This is a genomic window from Glycomyces endophyticus (assembly GCF_039531525.1).
Lineage (GTDB): Bacteria > Actinomycetota > Actinomycetes > Mycobacteriales > Micromonosporaceae > Glycomyces > Glycomyces endophyticus.
The window spans coordinates 19,059-36,769 of the sequence record NZ_BAAAQF010000017.1 but is presented as its reverse complement, the minus strand read 5'-3'; the positions used below and the strand labels follow the sequence as shown (position 1 = coordinate 36,769).

The window sequence follows — 17,711 nt, the reverse complement described above, 5'->3', positions numbered from 1 at the left end:
CGGACCCTTGACCCGAAGCAGCGGCGCGACGAGTTCGCGCCGCTTCGCCGCGTCCGGGACTCAGCGCTTGCGGAACTCCAGGTCGAAGATGTCGCGGCCGGCCTTGACGCCGCGGCGCTCGAACTTGGTGACGGGGCGGCGGTCGGGCCGCGGGGCGAAGCCGTCGGCGGTGTTCTCCAGCGCCGGCTCGGCGGTGAGGACCTCGAGCATCTGCTCGGCGTAGTCCGCGATGTCGGTGGCGCAGTGGAAGATCCCGCCGGAGCGCAGCAGCCCGGCGAGGGTCGCGACGTGCTCGGCCTGGATGATGCGGCGCTTGTGGTGGCGCTTCTTGGGCCACGGGTCGGGGAAGTACACCCGGACCTCGTCGAGCGACTCGGGCGCGAGCCCCTCCCACAGCAGCGGCAGGGCGTCGCCCTGGTAGATCCGCAGGTTGTCGAGGCCGCGCTCGTCGGCGCGGTCCATGAGGTCGGCGATGCCCTGCGGGTAGACCTCGACGGCGAGGAGGTCGCGGGCGCGGTCGGCGTCGCCCATGGCGGCGGCGGCCTCGCCGTTGCCGGAGCCGATCTCCAGGATCACGGGCGCGGTGCGGCCGAACAGCTTCGGCAGGTCGAGGCGGCCCTCGCCCGGCGCCCATTCGAGGCCGTAGCGCGGCCACAGGCGCGCGAACGCCTCGTCGTGGCGGGGCTTGTTGCGTCCCTGGCGGAAGTTGAACGTCAGGATGTGGCGGTGCTGCGGTTCCTCATCAGGCATAACCGGGCAAGTGTAGGGGCCCGGTCAGCGTTCGAGCTTGGCCGGGGCCTCGTAGGAGCGCCCGCGCACGCCGCCGGAGCCCTCGGGGCGCCGCGGGTCGGGGCGCTGCTGGGGCGGCGGCGGGTCGTCATCGTCGTCGGCGAATAGGAACGACTCGCGGGTGTCCTCCTCGACGTAGTCCCCGTCGGGCTGCTCGGGCACGTAGGTCGGCGGGCCGACCTCCTCGTGCTCGGGCTCGGCGGTGAGCATCGCCCTGGGGCGCCGCACCGGGCGCATCCGCTTGGCGCGGTCGCGCAGGAACCACACGTACCCGCCCAGGGCCAGCGCGGCGACGCCGGCGCCGATCCAGAAGCCGGGGCCCGCGACGGCGACGCCGACGAGTTCGAGCATGGTCAGTGCGATGAGCACGTAGAGGATGCGGCGGTGGCGCCGCCGCCACCACTCGGCGCGCATCTGCCGGAGCCTGGCCTGCTCGTGCATCTCGGGGTCCTCGCCGGTCAACGACTGGTCGGTCTCCAACCGTACCGAGTCGCCTCGGCGCGTGCCGCGCCGCTCCCACCCGCGCGCGTTCGGAACGCGCCGAGATCCTTGGGAGGCAAGCATGTCGTCGAGCGATGCGTCCGTTTCGCCCTGGTCTGCAGCGCCGTCGGCGGGACCAAGCGGGACGGTGCGGTGCGAGGCGGGACGCGAGGGCCGCCGGGCGTCGCGGGTGAGCACGCGCGCGTCGGAGGTCGAGCGGTCCTCGATCATCCGCTCGTCGGGGTCGTACCGGCGGACCAGGGCCGGGGTCAGGGCCAGCAGGGCCGTGCCTACCAGCAGGGCCAGCAGCACCGATGCGGGCATCGCTCACCTCCTTGCGTTGTTCACGTCACAGTTCACGTTCCCCCACGGTACGCATCCCGCTGACGTATTTCCGACAGACTGCTGGAACCGGGCGGGAAGTCCCAATACCATCACACATGGTCACAATCGAATCACGGTTCACGGTTTTGACGGGTTTTTGCCCTAAACTCCGAGGAATGTCCCGTTCGCTGCGCCGCCCATTTCGAAGCAGCGGGCGCAACCGGAGGCCGACTCGATCGTTAAGTCAAGGGAGACAGCGAGAACTCCTCCAATCCAGTCGACCGACCCGTTCGCGCGAGCGACGCCTCCGAGCCCCCCGATCGTACGAGCTCGGCGCAACCAGGAAGGAGCACCGGCGCACGATGCCCGAGACCGTCCCCGCCGGCGATCCCCGCGGCCCAGGACCCGACGCCGCGCCTGACCCCGACGGCGTCCCCGCGACCCGCTCCGACCCCGAGCTCATCGCCGCCACCCGCCAAGGCGACACCACCGCGTACGCCGTCCTCTACGAGCGCCACGTCCACGCCGCCCGCCGCCTCTCGCGCATCCTCTCCCGCGACCCGGCCGGCGCCGACGACCTCGTCTCCGAGACCTTCGCCAAGCTCCTCCACACCTTCCGCGAGGGCGGCGGCCCCGACCTGGCCTTCCGGCCCTACATGCTCCAGACCCTCCGCAACACCTTCTACGACCGCGTCCGCCGCGACAAGAAGGTCGAGTTCACCGACGACCTCTCGGCCCACGACCCCGGCGAGGTCTTCGTCGACCCCGCCGTCGAGGGCCAGGAGCGCCGCTACGCCGCGCTCGCCTTCGGGAAGCTCCCCGAGCGCTGGCGGATGGTGTTGTGGCACACAGAGGTCGAGGAGGACTCCCCGGCCAAGATCGCCATCATGCTCGGCATGACCCCGAACGGGGTCTCCGCGCTCGCCTACCGCGCCCGCGAGAAGCTCCGCCAGAACTACCTCACCGAGCACGCCGCCGACTCGCCCCGCGAGGAGTGCCGCTGGACCGTCGACCGGCTCGGCGCGCGCGTGCGCGGCAAGCTCGGCGAGCGCGAGGTCCACAAGGTCGACGACCACCTGGACTCCTGCGTCACCTGCAACCTGCTGTTCGCCGAGCTCACCGAGTTGAACTCGGGCCTGCGCGTCGTCGTCGCCGGGGTCTTCCTCGGCGGGGCCGCCTCCCCGTACCTCGCCGCGGGCGCGGTCTCCGCGGCCGGCCTGGCCGTCGGCGGGTTCCTCGCGTTCGTGGGCGCGCCGTTCGTGGCGGTCGCGAACTGGATCCGGCGGATCGTGCAGCAGCTCGGCACCAAGGGCTCCCTCGCGACCGGCACCGCGGTCGCGGTCGTCGCCGCCGTCGCGGTCTTCGCGCTCACCTCCGGCGAGGAGGAAGCGGAGCCGCAGGCCGCGCCCGACCCGCCGGCCGCCACCGAGCCCGCCGGGCCCGGCCCCGAACCCGACCCGGAGGACCCCACGCCCGACCCCGAGGACCCCGCGCCCGAGGACCCGGCCGACCCGGCGCCCGAACCGGACCCCGAGGACCCGGCCGAGGAGCCCGCGCCCGGCGCCGAGCCCGCCTCGTACGGCATCGCGCACGGCCTCGGCACGAGCGGCCTCGTCGCGGGCGGCGAGGCGGTCCTCCCGATCCGCCTCGAGGCGCCCGAGGGCTCCGGCGGCGCGTATGCGCCCCGGACCGCGCGCCCCGCCGAGTCCGGCGCGGCGGGCCACGGCCAGGCCGCCGCGACCGACCGCGTCACGCTCGACATCGTCTTCCCCGAGGGCGTCTCCCTCGCCTCCGAGACGGCCGAACCCGGCTGGACCTGCGTCGAGGGCGGCACCGTGCAGTGCTCGATCGCGCAGATGCCCAGCCCCGCCGAGGCCAACGTGCGCATCAGGATCGGCGAGGACGTCAGCGGCTACCAGACCTTCGAGGTCACCGTGGAGGGCCCGGGGATCTCCGGCACCACCGCGCTCCAGGTGCCGATCGCCCCGGCCGGCAGCACCGTCGGGTACGCGAGCCTCGACGCCACCGGCGTCACCGCCGCGGGCAACACCTGGATGACCTGCTCGATCCCCGGTTGCCGCGAGGCCGCGCTCCTGGGCGCGGGCGACCGCTGGCCCATGAAGGCCTACAAGCCCGGCGCCGCGCCCGCCGGCCGCGAGGGCGAGGCCGCCTCCGGCGCGGTCCTCGACGTACCCGGCGGCGCGACGGTGGCGTGGGCGGGGCTGTACTGGGCCGGCGTCCACGAGGACCTGCCCACCGAGGTCGCGCTCCACGGCCCCGGCGGCTCCTGGACCGCCCTGTCGGCCGACTCGACCACCGACGCCAGTCCCGGGGTGCAGGCGTACGCCGACGTCACCGGCCTCGTCTCCGGCGGCGGCGAGTACTGGGTCGCGACCGACAACCACCGGCTGCCGACCTCCGCGTGCAGCGCCTGGCCGGTCCACTCGGGCGCGCACTGCCTCGAACCGCACTGGGCCGGCTGGTCGCTCACCGTCGTCTACGCCGAGCCGGGCGCCGACGCGCGCGAGGTCGCGGTCTACGACGGCGCGGCCGCCGCGGACACCGAGATCGAGATCGAGGGCGGCGGCGAGGTCGACCTCGCCGCGACCCTGTGGGGCGGCTCCGCGTACCGGCGCGGCGACGCCCTCACCGCGGGCGGCGAGCACCTCGGCGAGCCCGCGACCTGCCGCGCGAACGGCGCGGTCGACAACCCGGACTGGTACGCGTTCGGCGTCGACGTGCGCGTCCACGCCGCCTACACCGGCGAGGAGGCCGTCATCCGCTTCGAGCGCGGCGACGACCCGTTCATCGTCGGCGTCGTCGCCGTCGCGCAGCCCGCCGCCGGCTAGCGCCACCCGTTCGGGCGGGCCCGCACAGACCCCGCTGCGGGTACCCTGGGCCGTGATGACCACGACCGACACCCCGACGACCCCGGCCGAGCGCCGGGGCGGCCCGATCGCGCGCGCCATCGGGCTCCTCAAGCGCCACGCCGGCGAGCTCGTCCGCTTCGCCGGAGTGGGCGGCACCGCCTACGTGGTCGACGTGGGCCTGTTCAACCTGCTGTACCTCGGCATGGACTGGTCCTACTGGTACGCGAAGATCCTCTCCGCCGTCCTGGCGATGACCCTCGCGTTCTTCGGGAACCGCCACTGGACCTGGCGCGAGCGCCGCGGCAGCGCCGCGGCCCACCGCCAGTACGCCCTCTACTTCTTCTTCAACGGCATCGGCCTGCTGATCGCCCTGGCCTGCATCTGGGCCAACTCCGGCCTCGCGCAGGCGTGGCCGCAGTACTTCGACAACCCGCTCGCGGTCAACCTCGCCGCCAACGTCTTCGGCGTCGGCCTCGGCTCGGTCTTCCGCTTCTTCGCGTACCGCACCTGGGTGTTCAACAGCCCGGAGCCCAAGGGCGCCTGAACGAACGGCGAAGGCCCGCACCGGACCGGTGCGGGCCTTCCACTGTGCGCGTGCGGGCCTACGCGCCGTCGCCCTCGCCGGAGCGGCGGGAGCGGTCGTCCTCGGCGAGCTGGTACAGCAGCGCCTTGGTGCTGTCGACGCGCGGGACGTCGATGAGGTTGATCTCGCCGTCGTCGGAGGCGGAGTCGATGTTCATGTCGCCGAAGCCGAAGATCCGCTCCCAGACGTTCTGGGTGTACGAGACCGTGTTGACGCGGGCGAGCGGGATGTGGCGGCTCTCGCGGGTCACGAGGCCCTCGCGCCACATGATGCGCTGGTCGGTGATGACGTAGTGGGTCGAGCGCCAGCGGATCCACGGGATCGCCGACAGCCAGATCAGGAGGGCGAGGGTGATGACGACCTCGGCGAGGATCAGCCAGATCTTCCCGTCCCATTCGAGCTGGGAGGTGTACGTGATCGCGATGGCGCCGATCGCCAGGAAGACCACGAACCACAGGATCGGGGCGACGCCTTCCTTCCAGTGCGGGCGGGTGTGCAGTTTGACAACCTCGCCGCGGGCGAGCTGGTCGTCGGGATATCCCACTGCGGACCTCCAGGAGTGAGAAACGGGCGGGGGCGGTACGAATGTTCAAAAGCACAGTACAACACTTCGTCTCCTGCCCACTGGCCACGATTGCGCGCGCTCGGGGCGCGGGCCGCTCGGGTTGCGCCCTACGGCACCCAGCCGTTCTTCGCCGCGTGCCACCCGAGCTGGATGCGGGTGTCCACATCGGCCAGGTCCATGAGCTCGCGGACCCGCCGCTGCACGGTCCGCAGCCCGATGCCCAGTTTGGACGCGATGGACTGGTCCGTCAGACCCGCGATGAGCAGGCCGAGGAGGACCGCGTCGTCCTCGGCGATGCGCACGCCGCCCGCCTCCGCGGTCGTCGCCGGGATGCCGCTGGACCACAGCTGGTCGAACAGCGCTCCCGCGAGCTCGGCGATCGACCGGTTGCCGGTGACGATCGCCCGGGGCCGGCCGCCGCCGGGCTCCTCCATGACGATGGTCCGCTCGTCCACGACGAGGAGCTTGAGCGGCAGGCGCTTCGCGAACCGGACCTCGTCGCCCGAGTCGAGCGCGTGCCGCAGGTACTCCGCGTACGGGTCGATGTCGAGGACCGCCCGGTCGAACAGGATCTTGTGGCACACGCCGCGGGCCTGGAGGTCCTGGTGCAGCTCGTCCTCGGGGACGGGGAGGACCATCGGCGGCCTGACGAACGTGCGCAGGGAGTGCTCGGCCCCGGCCTTGAGCTGCCGCAGCCGGGAGCGGATCGCGACCGCGCCGGTGACGACCTCCCAGCTGCCGGCGGTCCCGGCCGAGGCGGGCCCGGCCCGGTGGATCTCCAGCAGCTCGCGCAGCGCCTCGTACTCGCCGAGGACCTCGCCGAGCTGGGAGGCGATCCGGCCGCCGAGGACCGCGTCGGGGCCGACCGCGCGGAACCGCGAGTCGGCGACCATCGTCGCGAAGCCCTCGTCGACGAGGTGCGCCAGGACGTCCCGGACGCGGTCGATCGACCGCCCGGAGTCGGCCGCGAGCTGCGCGACGGTCGCGTCGGATCGGGACAGCAGGAGCCGGTAGAGCCCCTCGGCGTCAGGTTCGAGCCCGGTCGCGCCCGGCGGCTGCCGGGCCGGCCGGGTGTCGGGGTGCTCGCCGTCCGCCTGCATGCCGCTCGCCTGATCGGTCAATACGCCACTCCTCGATCCTCGGGCCCAGGGTCACGCCCGCGGCCGCAGGTGGACGACGTCGCCGGCGGCGACCGTCTCCACCGCACCGTCACCGGGGTCCACACGCAGGCGGCCGTCGGCGTCGATGCCGACGGCTCGGCCGGTCAGGTTGCGGCCGTTCGGGAACGATACCGCGACCTCGCGCCCCAGCGTGTCGGAGTTTCGCTCCCAGCGCGCCACGGCGGGGCCCGGGCCCTGCTCCTGCCAGGTGCGGTACTCGGCCGCGAACCGGGTCAGGAACGCCGCGGCGATCTCCTCCCGGTCGAGGGTCCGCGCCCCGGCCGCGAGCAGCGACGTGGCCTCCGGGACCGGCAGCTCCTCGGCCGTCAGCGAGACGTTCAGTCCCGCGCCGACGACCACCGCACCGCCCTCGGCCTGCGCGAGGATCCCGCAGACCTTCTTCCCGTCGACGAGGACGTCGTTGGGCCACTTCAGTTTCGCCTGCACCCCGCACACCTCGCGCAGGGCCGACTCCAGCGCGACCGCGGCCGCGATGCCCAGCGTCCCCCACAGCTCCCGCGGCAGTGTCGGGCGCAGCAGCACCGACAGCATCAGGCCCGCCCGCGCCGGGCTCTCCCAGCGCCGGTCCAGGCGCCCGCGCCCGCTCACCTGCTCCTCGGCGAGGAGCACCCGCCCCTCCTCCGCGCCGAGCCGGGCGGCCTCGGCCAGGTCCGCGTTCGTTGAACCCGTGACCCCCACCACGTCGACCCGGGTCCAGAAGTCGGACTTCTCCGACAACAGCGACCGAAGGACGTGCCGGTCCAGTGGTTTTCTCGTCGGTGTGTCCACGCCGATAGCGTAGCCACTAGGGCAGTCGATACGATCCGAAGCGTGACCGACATCGACTTCCACACGACCGCCGGGCGGCTCGCCGACCTGGCCGAGCGCCTCTCCGAATCGGCCACCGGGAACCCCCGGGCGATCGAGAAGCAGCACGAGAAGGGCAAGCGCACCGCGCGCGAGCGTCTGGAGGAACTCCTCGACGAGGGGTCGTTCGTCGAACTCGACAGCCTCCGCCGCCACCACTCCACCAGCTTCGGCATGGAGGCCAACCGGCCCTACGGCGACGGCGTCGTCACCGGCTACGGCACCATCGAGGGCCGCGAGGTGTGCGTGTTCGCCCAGGACTTCACCGTCCTCGGCGGCTCCCTCGGGCAGGTCTCCGGCGAGAAGATCACCAAGATCCAGGAGCTGGCGCTGCGCACCGGCCGCCCGATCATCGGCATCTCCGACTCCGGCGGCGCCCGCATCCAGGAGGGCGTGGCCTCCCTCGGCGGCTACGCCGAGATCTTCTTCCGCAACGTCCGGGCCTCCGGCGTCATCCCGCAGATCTCGCTCATCATGGGCCCGTGCGCCGGCGGCGCGGTCTACTCGCCCGCGATCACCGACTTCACCGTCATGGTCGACCAGACCAGCCACATGTTCATCACCGGCCCCGACGTCGTGCGCGCCGTCACCGGCGAGGACGTCGGCATGGAGGAGCTCGGCGGCGCCCGCACCCACAACGCCGTCGCGGGCAACGCCCACTACCTCGCCTCCGACGAGGGCGACGCGCTCGAATACGTCAAGCACCTCCTGTCGTACCTGCCGTCGAACAACCTCGACGAGCCCCCGGCCTACGAGTCCAAGGACTTCGAGCTCGACCTCACCGCCGACGACCTCGCGCTGGACACGGTCATCCCGAACTCCGCGAACCAGCCCTACGACATGCACAAGGTCGTGGAGTCCGTCCTCGACGACGGCGAGTTCCTCGAGACCCAGTCGCTGTTCGCCAAGAACATCCTCACCGGCTTCGGGCGCCTCGACGGCAGGCCCGTCGGCGTCGTCGCCAACCAGCCCATGCACTTCGCCGGCTGCCTCGACATCGACGCCTCGGAGAAGGCCGCGCGGTTCATCCGCTTCTGCGACGCCTTCAACATCCCGATCATCTCCTTCGTCGACGTCCCCGGCTTCCTCCCCGGCACCTCCCAGGAGCACGACGGCATCATCCGCCGCGGCGCCAAGCTCATCTACGCCTACGCCGAGGCCACCGTCCCCAAGCTCACCGTCGTCTGCCGCAAGGACTACGGCGGCGCGTACTGCGTCATGGGCTCCAAGGGCGTCGGCGCCGACCTGTGCTTGGCGTGGCCCACCGCAGAGATCGCCGTCATGGGCTCCCAGGGCGCCGTCAACATCCTCTACCGCCGCGAGCTCGCCAAGGCCGACGACGAGCAGGCCACGCGCGCCGAGCTCATGTCCGAGTACGAGGAGAAGCTGAACAACCCGTACGTCGCCGCCGAACTCGGCCTCATCGACGCCGTCATCCAGCCGCGCGAGACCCGCGCGATGCTCGTGCGCGGCCTCCGCATGAACGCCTCCAAGCGCGACGAGCTGCCCGCCAAGAAGCACGGCAACATCCCGCTGTAGACCGCACGGGGGCGGCGCGGCGCCGGCCGCGCCGCCCTCGTCGTCTCACCCGATCCGGTGAGCGCTCCCCGCGTCGCGGCCGCCCGCGGCGCGGCTACCGGCGGAAACCGCATTTCCGGACGGAGCGGCGCGCACCACTCCCATCCCAAGAGTCCGATCCGGGTACCGTCTTATACAGCTGGGGGAAGCGGGACGAATTGTCCCACCGGATATTGGGAGTGTGGGCGATGACACCAATCGGAGGAGTGCTTCCCGGACTGCCGTCCCGGCGGTACGCGATCCTCATCGACGTCGGCTACCTCTACGCCGCCGCCGCAGAACTCCTCCTCGACGCCACCTCCCGCCGCGACTACCGGGTCGACGCCGAGAAGCTCATCAAATCCCTCATCGAACGCGCCGCCATCCGCCTCTCCGACGGCGAACTCCTGCGCCTCTACTGGTTCGACGCCGCCCGCGACCGCGTCCCCACCGTGGACCAGCGCGTCATCGCGAACATGGACTACGTCAAGGTCCGCCTCGGCAACCTCAACTCCCGCGGCCAGCAGAAGGGCGTCGACGCCCAGATCCGCTCCGACCTGGAGCTCCTCGCCCGCCACCGCGCCATCCACGAGGCGATCCTCCTCGCCGGCGACGAGGACATGGTCCCCGCCGTCGAGGTCGCCCAGGCCTACGGCGTCCGCGTCCACCTCTGGGGCGTCGAACCCCCCTACGGCACCAACCAGGCCGAACGCCTCGTCTGGGAGTCCGACACCGTGGAGACCATCGAGTCCGAAGAGCTCAAGGCCTACTTCACCAAGAGCGGCACCGCCGCCGCGGCCACCCACGGCATGGTCGGCGCCCCCATGGCCCAGCCCGAGCCGCGCGTCCCCAACCCCGCCGTCGTCTTCGGCACCCGCCAGTCCGTCGCCGTCACCATGACCGCCGCCGACGCCCTCGCCCAGGCCGAGTCCGCCCGGCCCAAATTCGTGCGCACCACCCAGACCGGCGAGAAGCTCGACCCCGAGACCGTCCGCTCCATCGGCGAGTACGTCGGCCACAAATGGCTCCTCACCAGGGGCGCCGACAACATAGCCGACCTCCTGCCCGGCCCGCAGCTGCCCACCGTCATCGACAAGGAGCTGCTAGTAGAAGCGGAGAAGGAACTCGGCTACTCTCTACGCGACCACCCCGAAGCGCGGATCTGGGTCCGCGACGGGTTCTGGGAGCGGGTGCACCGCGAGTTCGATTTCGACGAGGAGTAGCGATGGGTCTGGAGCTCAAGGTCCTCCGAGGCAACCCCACCCATGAGGAGCTGGCGGTCCTCGTCGGCCTCATCACCGCACTGCCGCGCCCGGTCGAGGAGGACGAGGCGCCCCGGCGCCGCGCCGCCTGGACCGACCCCGGCCTGAAGCTGCGCGTGCGCCGCTCCTGGCGCCACACCGCCGTCCCCGCCCGCCGCGGGACCGAGCGGTGACCCGGCCCTTCGTCCTCGCCTCGCAGTCCCCGGCCCGCCGGGAACTGCTCAAGGCCGCCGGCATCGAACCGCTCGTCATCGTCTCCGGCGTCGACGAGAGCCGGGTCATGGGCCACGACCCCGCCGAACTCGCCAGCACCCTCGCCGAACTCAAGGCCCAGGCCGTCCTCGACCAGGTCGGCCCCGGCTCCCTCGTCCTCGGCTGCGACTCCGTGCTGCACTTCGGCCACGAGATCCTCGGCAAGCCCGAAGGCCCCGAGGAGGCGACCTCGCGCTGGAAGCGCATGCGCGGGAACTCCGGCACGCTCTACACCGGCCACTGCCTCGTCGACACCGAGGCCGACCGCCAGATCGTGCGCGCCTCCGGCACCGTCGTCCACTTCGCCGAGGTCTCCGACGAGGAGATCGCCGCGTACGTCGCCACCGGCGAACCGCTCCACGTCGCCGGGTCCTTCACCCTCGACGGCTACGGCTCCGCGTTCATCGACCGCATCGAAGGCGACCCCGGCACCGTGATCGGCCTCTCGATGCCGCTGCTGCGCACCATGCTCGGCGAACTCGAGATCGCCCTCCACCAGCTCTGGCGCTAACTCCGCGCCCACCCGGCGGCGACGGGTCCTCGTCGCCTCGTGCACGTCCACGGCCTCCAGCTGCCAGCGGCGGGCCGCCTCCAGGGTGAACGCCCGGCCGTCCTCCACGTGCGCGAGCGCGACCGCGGCGGCGCGGTCCGCGTCCGGCCGCATCAGCGCGTCCAGGAGCTCGGCGTGCTCCTCGCGCTGGCGGACGGGGTCGCGCTCGACCGTGAGGTGGAACAGCCACCGCATCCGCGCCTCGAGGGGCTCCATGATCTGCGCGAGGAGCGGGTTCCGCGCGGCGGCCACGAGTTCGCGGTGGAACGCGGCGTTCGCCTCGGTGCGCGACTCGGCGTCGGCGCGGGGGACCACGCACTCCTGGAGCCGGCGCAGGTCCGCGGGCCCGGCGTTGGCGGCGGCGAGGCGCGCCGCGACCGGTTCGAGGCCCGCGCGCACGTCGAACAGGTCCGCGATGTCCTTCGGGGTGGGGACGGTGACGATGCTGCCCTGGCCGGGGACCGCGGTGACGAGCCCGTCGGCGGCGAGCCGCTGGAGCGCCTCGCGCAGCGGGATGCGGGAGACCTCGAACTCGGCGGCGAGGTCGCGCTCGATGAGGCGCGCGCCCGGGCGCAGCCCGACGGTGACGATGCGCTCGCGAAGCGCCCGGTAGACCTGCTCGGCTCGGCTCATGTCGCTCCCTCTCGCCCCCGGTGGACGGAAGCCCGTCCAAGGTATACCGTCGATGTTAATGGTATACCGCTAATCGGCGGACCTGTGGGGAAAGGATCGACACATGACCGACCTGCTGCTGCGCGACGCCCGGCTCTGGGGCCGTGAAGGCCGCGCCGACCTGCTGATCCAGGACGGCCGCATCAGCGCCGTCGGCGACGCGCTGAAGGAGGACGGGGCGCAGGTCGAGGACCTCGGCGGCGCCGTCGTCATCCCCGGCCTGGTCGACTCGCACGCCCACGTCGACAAGACCCTCTGGGGCGGGCCCTGGGTCCCGCGCACCGCCGGCCCCGGCCTGGAGGCCGCCATCGCCTACGGCCGCGACCGCCGCGGCGAGTTCGGCGTCCCCAACCCCGACTACATCACCGCGCTGCTCACCAACATGGTCGTCTCCGGCACCACCCACGCGCGCTCGCACGTCGACGTGGACCCCGGGATCGGCATCGGCGCCGTCGACGCCGTCCTCGAAGGCGTCGAGCGCCTCGCGGGCCGCATCGACGTCGAGCTGGTCGCGTTCCCGCAGACCGGCATCCTCGTCAGCCCCGGCACCGCCGAGCTCCTGGAGGAGGCCCTCAAGGCCGGCGTCAAGTCCATCGGCGGCATCGACCCCGCCGGGTTCGACCTCGACGCCGAGACCCACCTCGACCTCGTCTTCGCGCTCGCCGCGCAGTACGGCGCCGAGATCGACATCCACCTCCACGACGGCGGCGACCTCGGCGTGCGCGAGTTCGACCTCATCATCGAGCGCACCCGCGCCCTCGGCTACGCCGGGAAGGTCGTCATCAGCCACGCCTTCGCGCTCTGCGACGCCGACGACGCCACGCGCGCCCGGCTCATCGCCGACCTCGCCGAACTCAAGATCGGCCTGACGTCGGTGGCGCCCAAGAAGATCCTCCCGCTGCGCGAACTCGACGCCGCGGGCGTGACCATGGGCATCGGCAACGACGGCGTCCGCGACCTGTGGAGCCCGTACGGCACCGGCGACATGCTCCAGCGCACCCAGTGGTTCGCCCGCAACGCCGGCTTCAGCCGCGACGCCGACATCGAACTCGCCCTGGAGGCGGCCACCTTCGGCGGCGCGCGCCTGCTCAAGCTCGACGGCTACGGCCTCGCCGTCGGCGACACCGCCGACCTCGTGGTCGTGCAGGGCCGCAACCCGTCCGAAGCCGTCCTCGACCACCACGCGCGCACCCTCGTCGTCAAGGGCGGCCGCGTCGTCGCCCGCGAGGGGCGGCTGGTCTAGGGCCGGGCGGCGTCGGGCCTAGCCGCGCCGCTTGATGCCGCACCCGGTCGACGGGTAGTGCGGCTTGGGTCCCGCCCGAAAAGGGCGGCGGGGCCCCGGGCCAGGTACCGCACTTTCTGGATCACCTGGCCCGGGACCCCGCCCGAGAAGGGCGGCGGGGTCCCGGGCCAGGTGATCGGAACCCCGCCGCTGGGCCGCCCGTCTACCCCACTTCGACAGGCGGCCTCCTGGTGATGGCGACAAAGTCTCTTGTCGAGCAGGCTTGGTCTTTGCCGCCGCGCCACCAGTTGGCGATGAAATAAGCGTAGAACCACCCAATCGACTTGCGAAGTCAAAAACCCGACAAGTGCAGACATTGCCATTCGCGCATGAACAGGCGTGGAGGAGGGCGCTGACCGGCGCAATTGCTATCCATTAAGGACGAAAGAGATTCGTCTTCGATCGGGTCTCGTTGTCCTCGTTGGTATACCCGCGCAGAGACCTCGATTTGGGCGATGCGGCGGAGCGACTCGAAGATCGCGTCGCCGAGGACCGTTCCCACGACCATCGCCTCCAGGATCTCGTCGCGGTCCTGGCGGAGGGACAGGAGGGTCAGGTCGAACTCGGCCACGATCTCGGCCGCGCGGGCGTACTCGCCGGTCATGTCGACCATGTCGGCGAGGCCGAGCTCGCGGAGGCGGCCGATGGCGTCGGCGAGGGCCCAGATGCTGCCGTGGTCGAGCGGGACCGCGTGCCAGCCGCGGCGGCGCACGATGTCGCGCGCGAGTTCGAGGTCCTCGGCGGCGGGACGCTCGTTCGGGACGCGGTGCTGCGAGAGCGCCCGGCTGGCGACGCCGAGGGTGGAGTCGATGTCGCGGTCGGGCTCCTCGATCTCGGCGAGGACCTCGCGGACCTTCGCGATCGGCACCGACCCGACCTCGACCATGGCCCGCACCAGCCGCAGCCGGCGCACGTGGTCCTCGCCGTACTCGACCTGGTTGTGACCGCGGCGCTCGCCGCCGGAGAGCAGGCCCTCGCGCACGTAGTACTTGATGGTGGCCGCGGGGACCCCGGTCTTCGCGCTGAGCTCGCCGATTCGCATGGGTCCTTCTTACCCGAAGCGCGGTTGACCGCCGCCCGAACTAAGTGATAGTTTCACTATCGATAGTACTACTCACACCTGGAGCGCCCCCATGACCGCCACCCTCGACACCAGGCGATCCGCGCGCCGGGGACGCGCCGCCGTCCTCGTCGTCGCGATCCTCAGCGTCGCGATCGTCCTCTACGCCGTGCCCGCCTACCTCGTCCCCGACGCCGACTCCCGGGTCGGCATCCGCGAAGACGTGCCCTTCCACCTGCCGTTCCTCGTCGTCCACGCCGCCACCGCCGGGATCGCGCTCCTGGTGGGCCCGTTCCAGTTCTTCGGCTCGATCCGCAGCGGCCACCCGAAGGTCCACCGGGTCCTCGGCCGCGTCTACCTCCTCGCCGGGGTCCTCCCCGGCAGCCTCAGCGGGATCGTGGTCGCGCTGCTGACGACGGCCGGGCCGATCGCGCTGGCGACGTTCGTGTTCCTCGACGTGTTCTGGTGCTACTCGGCGCTGCGCGCCTACCGGGCGGTCCGCGCGCGGGACTTCGCGTCGCACCGGCGGTGGATGCTGCGGAACTTCGCCGGGACGTTCGCGGCGGTGACGCTGCGGGTCTACCTGGGCCTGTTCATCGCCGTCCAGCTGCCGCTGCTCGACAGCGTCTACGGCGGCGACTTCGAGCCGCTGTTCGACCTCGCCTACACCGCGGCGATCGTCGCCTCGGTCGCACTCAACCTGGCCTTCATGGAAATCCATTTGCGGCGCAAGGCGGTCCGAGGCACCCTCGAAGCGGATTGACGAGCAGACGAAGGGGCGCCATGGGCAGCGAAGCGTACGAGATCTCGACCGATCCGGACCGGCTCGACCGCGAGTGGGTCCACCGGGTCATCTCGACCGACACGTACTGGGCCGAGGGCCGCACCCGCGAGGACATGGACCACGCGATCGCGCACTCCTCGCCGTACGGCGTCTACGACGCGTCGGGGAGGCAGGTCGCGTTCGCGCGCCTCGTCACCGACCGCACCTACTTCGCGTGGCTCAGCGACGTGTTCGTCGACCGCGACGCGCGCGGCCGGGGCCTGAGCAAGCTCCTCATGGAGCGGATCGTCGCCGACGCCGAGGCGATGGGCCTGCGGCGCGTCGTCCTCGCCACCGACGACGCGCAGGGCCTCTACCGGCAGTTCGGCTTCGACGACATCGCCGACCAGTACTCCTGGATGTACCGGGTGTGGGCCACCCGGCCCTAGTCCAACTTCGCCGGACGGGTGTCGCGCGGGCGCGCTAGGCTGGTGCGTCCCGAATTCGAGCGAGGAGCGCCGTGTCCCAGGAACCAGGCCCCGCCGACGCCCGCCAGGCGGAGGACGTCGACACGTCCCACGCAGTGCCCGACCCCGATCCCGCCAACACCCCCGAGCAGGAGATCGCGATCGAGCAGGCCTTCGTCGACCGCGTCTACGACCGCGTCGACGTGCTGCGGGCCGACGCCGTCGGCGACCGCGACGCCGGCTACCGCCATCTCGCGGCGACCGTGCCCGGCGCGCAGTACGAGCGCGACGTGTTCGTCTACCGCGCCGCCCGCCGCATCGCCGACCTCGACTCCCAGCACGAGGGCCTGGTCTTCGGGCGCCTCGACTTCGACGACGAGCGGGTCCGCCACATCGGACGCCTCGGCGTGCGCGACGAGGAGTACCGCACGCTCCTGGTCGACTGGCGCGCCCCCGCCGCCGCCCCGTTCTACCGCGCGACCGCCGTCGACCGCCAGGAGGTGGCCCGGAGGCGCGTGATCCGCTCGTTCGGCCGCTCGGTCGAGGAGATCAGCGACGACCTGCTCAACGAGGACGCCGCCGAGCGCCTCCCCGTGATCGGCGACGGCGCGCTCATGGCCGCCCTGGGCCGCAAGCGGACCGGGCGGATGCGCGACATCGTCGCCACGATTCAGGCCGAGCAGGACGCCGCGATCCGCGCCCCCGGGCGCGGCGCCACGATCATCACCGGCGGCCCCGGCACCGGCAAGACCGTCGTGGCCCTGCACCGCGCCGCCTACCTGCTGTACCAGGACCGCAGCCGCTACGAGGCCGCCGGCATCCTCGTCGTCGGCCCCTCCGCCGTGTTCATGAAGTACATCGGCCGCGTGCTCCCCAGCCTCGGCGAGGAGACCGCCGCCCTCTACTCCCTCGGCGAGCTGTACGCCGGGGTCGAGGCGACCCGCCAGGACCGGCCCGCGGTCGCGGCCGTCAAGGGCGGCACCGTGATGCTCCCGATCCTGCGCCGGCTCGTCCGCCAGACCCCGCCGGAGGCTCCCTCCGAGCTGCGGATCGTCTACCGCGGCGACGTGTTCAAGCTCGACGCCGCCGACCTCGCCGCGGCCCGCGCCCGCGTGTTCGAGAAGGAGCCGCGCCCGAACCTCGCCAAGACCGAGGCCGGCCGCGCCCTCCTCGTCGCCCTGTGGCGCAAGGTCAAGCCCGTCCTGCCCGACGCCGAGCCCGCGAAGTACTCGCGGGACGTCGGATCGCGCGGCGAGTTCCTGACCTTCCTCGACCACTGGTGGCCCGACCTCGACCCGGCCGAGGTCCTCGGCTGGGCCGGCGACGCCCGCCGCCTCGCCTCCGCCGCCGAAGGGCACCTCAAGCGCGAGGCCGTCGACGACGTCGCCGCCTCGCTCCGCGAGGCCGACTTCTCCATCCCGGACGTGGCGCTCCTCGACGAGCTGCGCATCCTCCTCGGCGTCAAGCGCCAGCCCCGCGGCCGCGACCGCATCCGCTCGTGGGACGGCATCCAGGAGGTCTCGACCGCCCAGGACCGCTTCTACGACCGCCCCGAGCGCCAGGCCCGCGACGCCTTCTACGAGGACTACGCGCACGTCATCGTCGACGAGGCCCAGGACCTCTCGCCGATGCAGTGGCGGATGCTCTCGCGCCGCGGCCGCGCCGCCGGGTGGACCATCGTCGGCGACGAGGCCCAGTCGAGCTGGCCGCGCCCCAAGGAGAGCGCCGACGCCCGCCGCCGCGCCGTCCCCAGCGGCCGCCTCCACGAGTTCCACCTGACGAAGAACTACCGGAACTCCAAAGAGGTCTTCGAGTACGCCGCCGAGTGGGCCAAGCCGCGCCTGCGGAACATCGACCTCCCCGAGGCGGTGCGCGAGACCGGCATCCCCGTCGAGTCGAAGTCCGTCGACGCCGCGGCCCTCCTGCCCGAACTCGCGGGCGCCGTCGCCGAGGCCCTCGACGCCGTCGAGGGCACCGTCGGCGTCATCGCCCCCTACGACCGGCACGCCGAACTCGCCGCCGTCGTCCACGACGACCGCGTCACCCTCGTCGGCCCCTTGGAGTCCAAGGGCCTCGAATGGGACGCCGTCATCGCCGTCGACCTCGACGCGGTCGCCAAGTCCCACGGCCCCGGCGTCGCCTACGTGGTCCTCACCCGCTCCACCCAGCGCCTCAAGCGCATCGACGTGGCCTGACCCGCCCGCCGGG

At 72.3% G+C, this 17,711-nt stretch carries 16 protein-coding genes and 1 pseudogene; 10 read left to right on the top strand and 7 right to left on the bottom strand.

The window, feature by feature from the left end:
- Positions 1-60 precede the first annotated feature (60 nt).
- The gene (gene trmB / locus ABD419_RS18830) at positions 61-750 is read right to left on the bottom strand and encodes a tRNA (guanosine(46)-N7)-methyltransferase TrmB (RefSeq protein ID WP_344489474.1); all 690 of its coding nucleotides are present in this window, start codon (positions 748-750) and stop codon (positions 61-63) included.
- A gap of 24 nt (positions 751-774) precedes the next feature.
- Complete coding sequence (locus tag ABD419_RS18825; protein WP_344489472.1) at positions 775-1,593, bottom strand: hypothetical protein; 819 nt, start codon at positions 1,591-1,593, stop codon at positions 775-777.
- A 362-nt stretch (positions 1,594-1,955) separates the two neighbouring features.
- Here ABD419_RS18825 and ABD419_RS18820 point away from each other — a divergent pair, with 362 nt between their 5' ends.
- Positions 1,956-4,442: a sigma-70 family RNA polymerase sigma factor gene (locus ABD419_RS18820; RefSeq protein WP_344489470.1), complete on the top strand. Its 2,487-nt coding sequence runs from the start codon at positions 1,956-1,958 to the stop codon at positions 4,440-4,442.
- A 55-nt stretch (positions 4,443-4,497) separates the two neighbouring features.
- Positions 4,498-5,007, top strand: a complete 510-nt coding sequence (locus ABD419_RS18815) for a GtrA family protein (RefSeq protein WP_344489467.1) — start codon at positions 4,498-4,500, stop codon at positions 5,005-5,007.
- A gap of 58 nt (positions 5,008-5,065) precedes the next feature.
- Here ABD419_RS18815 and ABD419_RS18810 read toward each other — a convergent pair whose 3' ends face one another.
- The 3 genes from ABD419_RS18810 to ABD419_RS18800 all read right to left on the bottom strand — a co-directional run bounded on the left by ABD419_RS18810 (position 5,066) and on the right by ABD419_RS18800 (position 7,560).
- Positions 5,066-5,590 (bottom strand): PH domain-containing protein, encoded by a 525-nt coding sequence (locus tag ABD419_RS18810; RefSeq protein WP_344489464.1) that lies wholly within the window; start codon positions 5,588-5,590, stop codon positions 5,066-5,068.
- A 128-nt stretch (positions 5,591-5,718) separates the two neighbouring features.
- On the bottom strand, positions 5,719-6,732 hold the full coding sequence (locus ABD419_RS18805) for a hypothetical protein (RefSeq protein ID WP_344489461.1): 1,014 nt from the start codon (positions 6,730-6,732) through the stop codon (positions 5,719-5,721).
- Between the two features lie 30 nt (positions 6,733-6,762).
- The gene (locus ABD419_RS18800; protein ID WP_344489458.1) at positions 6,763-7,560 is read right to left on the bottom strand and encodes a biotin--[acetyl-CoA-carboxylase] ligase; all 798 of its coding nucleotides are present in this window, start codon (positions 7,558-7,560) and stop codon (positions 6,763-6,765) included.
- A 33-nt stretch (positions 7,561-7,593) separates the two neighbouring features.
- On the opposite strand from ABD419_RS18800, the gene ABD419_RS18795 reads away from it, so the two are divergent.
- The 4 genes from ABD419_RS18795 to ABD419_RS18780 all read left to right on the top strand — a co-directional run bounded on the left by ABD419_RS18795 (position 7,594) and on the right by ABD419_RS18780 (position 11,220).
- Positions 7,594-9,177: an acyl-CoA carboxylase subunit beta gene (locus tag ABD419_RS18795; protein ID WP_344489736.1), complete on the top strand. Its 1,584-nt coding sequence runs from the start codon at positions 7,594-7,596 to the stop codon at positions 9,175-9,177.
- A gap of 227 nt (positions 9,178-9,404) precedes the next feature.
- Positions 9,405-10,418, top strand: a complete 1,014-nt coding sequence (locus ABD419_RS18790; RefSeq protein ID WP_344489455.1) for an NYN domain-containing protein — start codon at positions 9,405-9,407, stop codon at positions 10,416-10,418.
- Positions 10,419-10,420: 2 nt separating this feature from the next.
- Positions 10,421-10,630: an acyl-CoA carboxylase subunit epsilon gene (locus tag ABD419_RS18785; RefSeq protein WP_344489452.1), complete on the top strand. Its 210-nt coding sequence runs from the start codon at positions 10,421-10,423 to the stop codon at positions 10,628-10,630.
- Positions 10,627-11,220: a Maf family protein gene (locus ABD419_RS18780; RefSeq protein ID WP_425556123.1), complete on the top strand. Its 594-nt coding sequence runs from the start codon at positions 10,627-10,629 to the stop codon at positions 11,218-11,220. The genes ABD419_RS18785 and ABD419_RS18780 overlap by 4 nt, the downstream gene beginning before the upstream one ends.
- A 162-nt stretch (positions 11,221-11,382) precedes the next feature.
- On the opposite strand, the pseudogene ABD419_RS18775 reads toward ABD419_RS18780, so the two are convergent.
- Positions 11,383-11,892: pseudogene (locus ABD419_RS18775) on the bottom strand (GntR family transcriptional regulator); the annotation flags it as partial.
- Positions 11,893-11,995: 103 nt separating this feature from the next.
- On the opposite strand from ABD419_RS18775, the gene ABD419_RS18770 reads away from it, so the two are divergent.
- Entirely contained in the window at positions 11,996-13,174 is a 1,179-nt protein-coding gene (locus ABD419_RS18770) for an amidohydrolase (RefSeq protein WP_344489450.1), read from the top strand.
- A 331-nt stretch (positions 13,175-13,505) separates the two neighbouring features.
- On the opposite strand, the gene ABD419_RS18765 is transcribed toward ABD419_RS18770, so the two are convergent.
- Positions 13,506-14,255, bottom strand: a complete 750-nt coding sequence (locus ABD419_RS18765) for a MerR family transcriptional regulator (protein WP_344489447.1) — start codon at positions 14,253-14,255, stop codon at positions 13,506-13,508.
- A gap of 91 nt (positions 14,256-14,346) precedes the next feature.
- On the opposite strand from ABD419_RS18765, the gene ABD419_RS18760 reads away from it, so the two are divergent.
- From ABD419_RS18760 to ABD419_RS18750, 3 genes are all read left to right on the top strand, one after another.
- Entirely contained in the window at positions 14,347-15,036 is a 690-nt protein-coding gene (locus ABD419_RS18760; protein ID WP_344489445.1) for a DUF2306 domain-containing protein, read from the top strand.
- Positions 15,037-15,056: 20 nt separating this feature from the next.
- Positions 15,057-15,485, top strand: a complete 429-nt coding sequence (locus ABD419_RS18755) for a GNAT family N-acetyltransferase (RefSeq protein WP_344489442.1) — start codon at positions 15,057-15,059, stop codon at positions 15,483-15,485.
- Positions 15,486-15,556: 71 nt separating this feature from the next.
- On the top strand, positions 15,557-17,698 hold the full coding sequence (locus tag ABD419_RS18750; protein WP_344489439.1) for a HelD family protein: 2,142 nt from the start codon (positions 15,557-15,559) through the stop codon (positions 17,696-17,698).
- Positions 17,699-17,711 lie beyond the last annotated feature (13 nt).

Bases quoted from the DNA above. Each gene is read 5' to 3' on its own strand.
- trmB (WP_344489474.1), bottom strand. From the start codon at position 750: ATGCCTGATGAGGAACCGCAGCACCGCCACATCCTGACGTTCAACTTC.
- ABD419_RS18825 (WP_344489472.1), bottom strand. From the start codon at position 1,593: ATGCCCGCATCGGTGCTGCTGGCCCTGCTGGTAGGCACGGCCCTGCTG.
- ABD419_RS18820 (WP_344489470.1), top strand. From the start codon at position 1,956: ATGCCCGAGACCGTCCCCGCCGGCGATCCCCGCGGCCCAGGACCCGAC.
- ABD419_RS18760 (WP_344489445.1), top strand. From the start codon at position 14,347: ATGACCGCCACCCTCGACACCAGGCGATCCGCGCGCCGGGGACGCGCC.
- ABD419_RS18755 (WP_344489442.1), top strand. From the start codon at position 15,057: ATGGGCAGCGAAGCGTACGAGATCTCGACCGATCCGGACCGGCTCGAC.
- ABD419_RS18785 (WP_344489452.1), top strand. From the start codon at position 10,421: ATGGGTCTGGAGCTCAAGGTCCTCCGAGGCAACCCCACCCATGAGGAG.
- ABD419_RS18770 (WP_344489450.1), top strand. From the start codon at position 11,996: ATGACCGACCTGCTGCTGCGCGACGCCCGGCTCTGGGGCCGTGAAGGC.
- ABD419_RS18765 (WP_344489447.1), bottom strand. From the start codon at position 14,255: ATGCGAATCGGCGAGCTCAGCGCGAAGACCGGGGTCCCCGCGGCCACC.
- ABD419_RS18815 (WP_344489467.1), top strand. From the start codon at position 4,498: ATGACCACGACCGACACCCCGACGACCCCGGCCGAGCGCCGGGGCGGC.
- ABD419_RS18790 (WP_344489455.1), top strand. From the start codon at position 9,405: ATGACACCAATCGGAGGAGTGCTTCCCGGACTGCCGTCCCGGCGGTAC.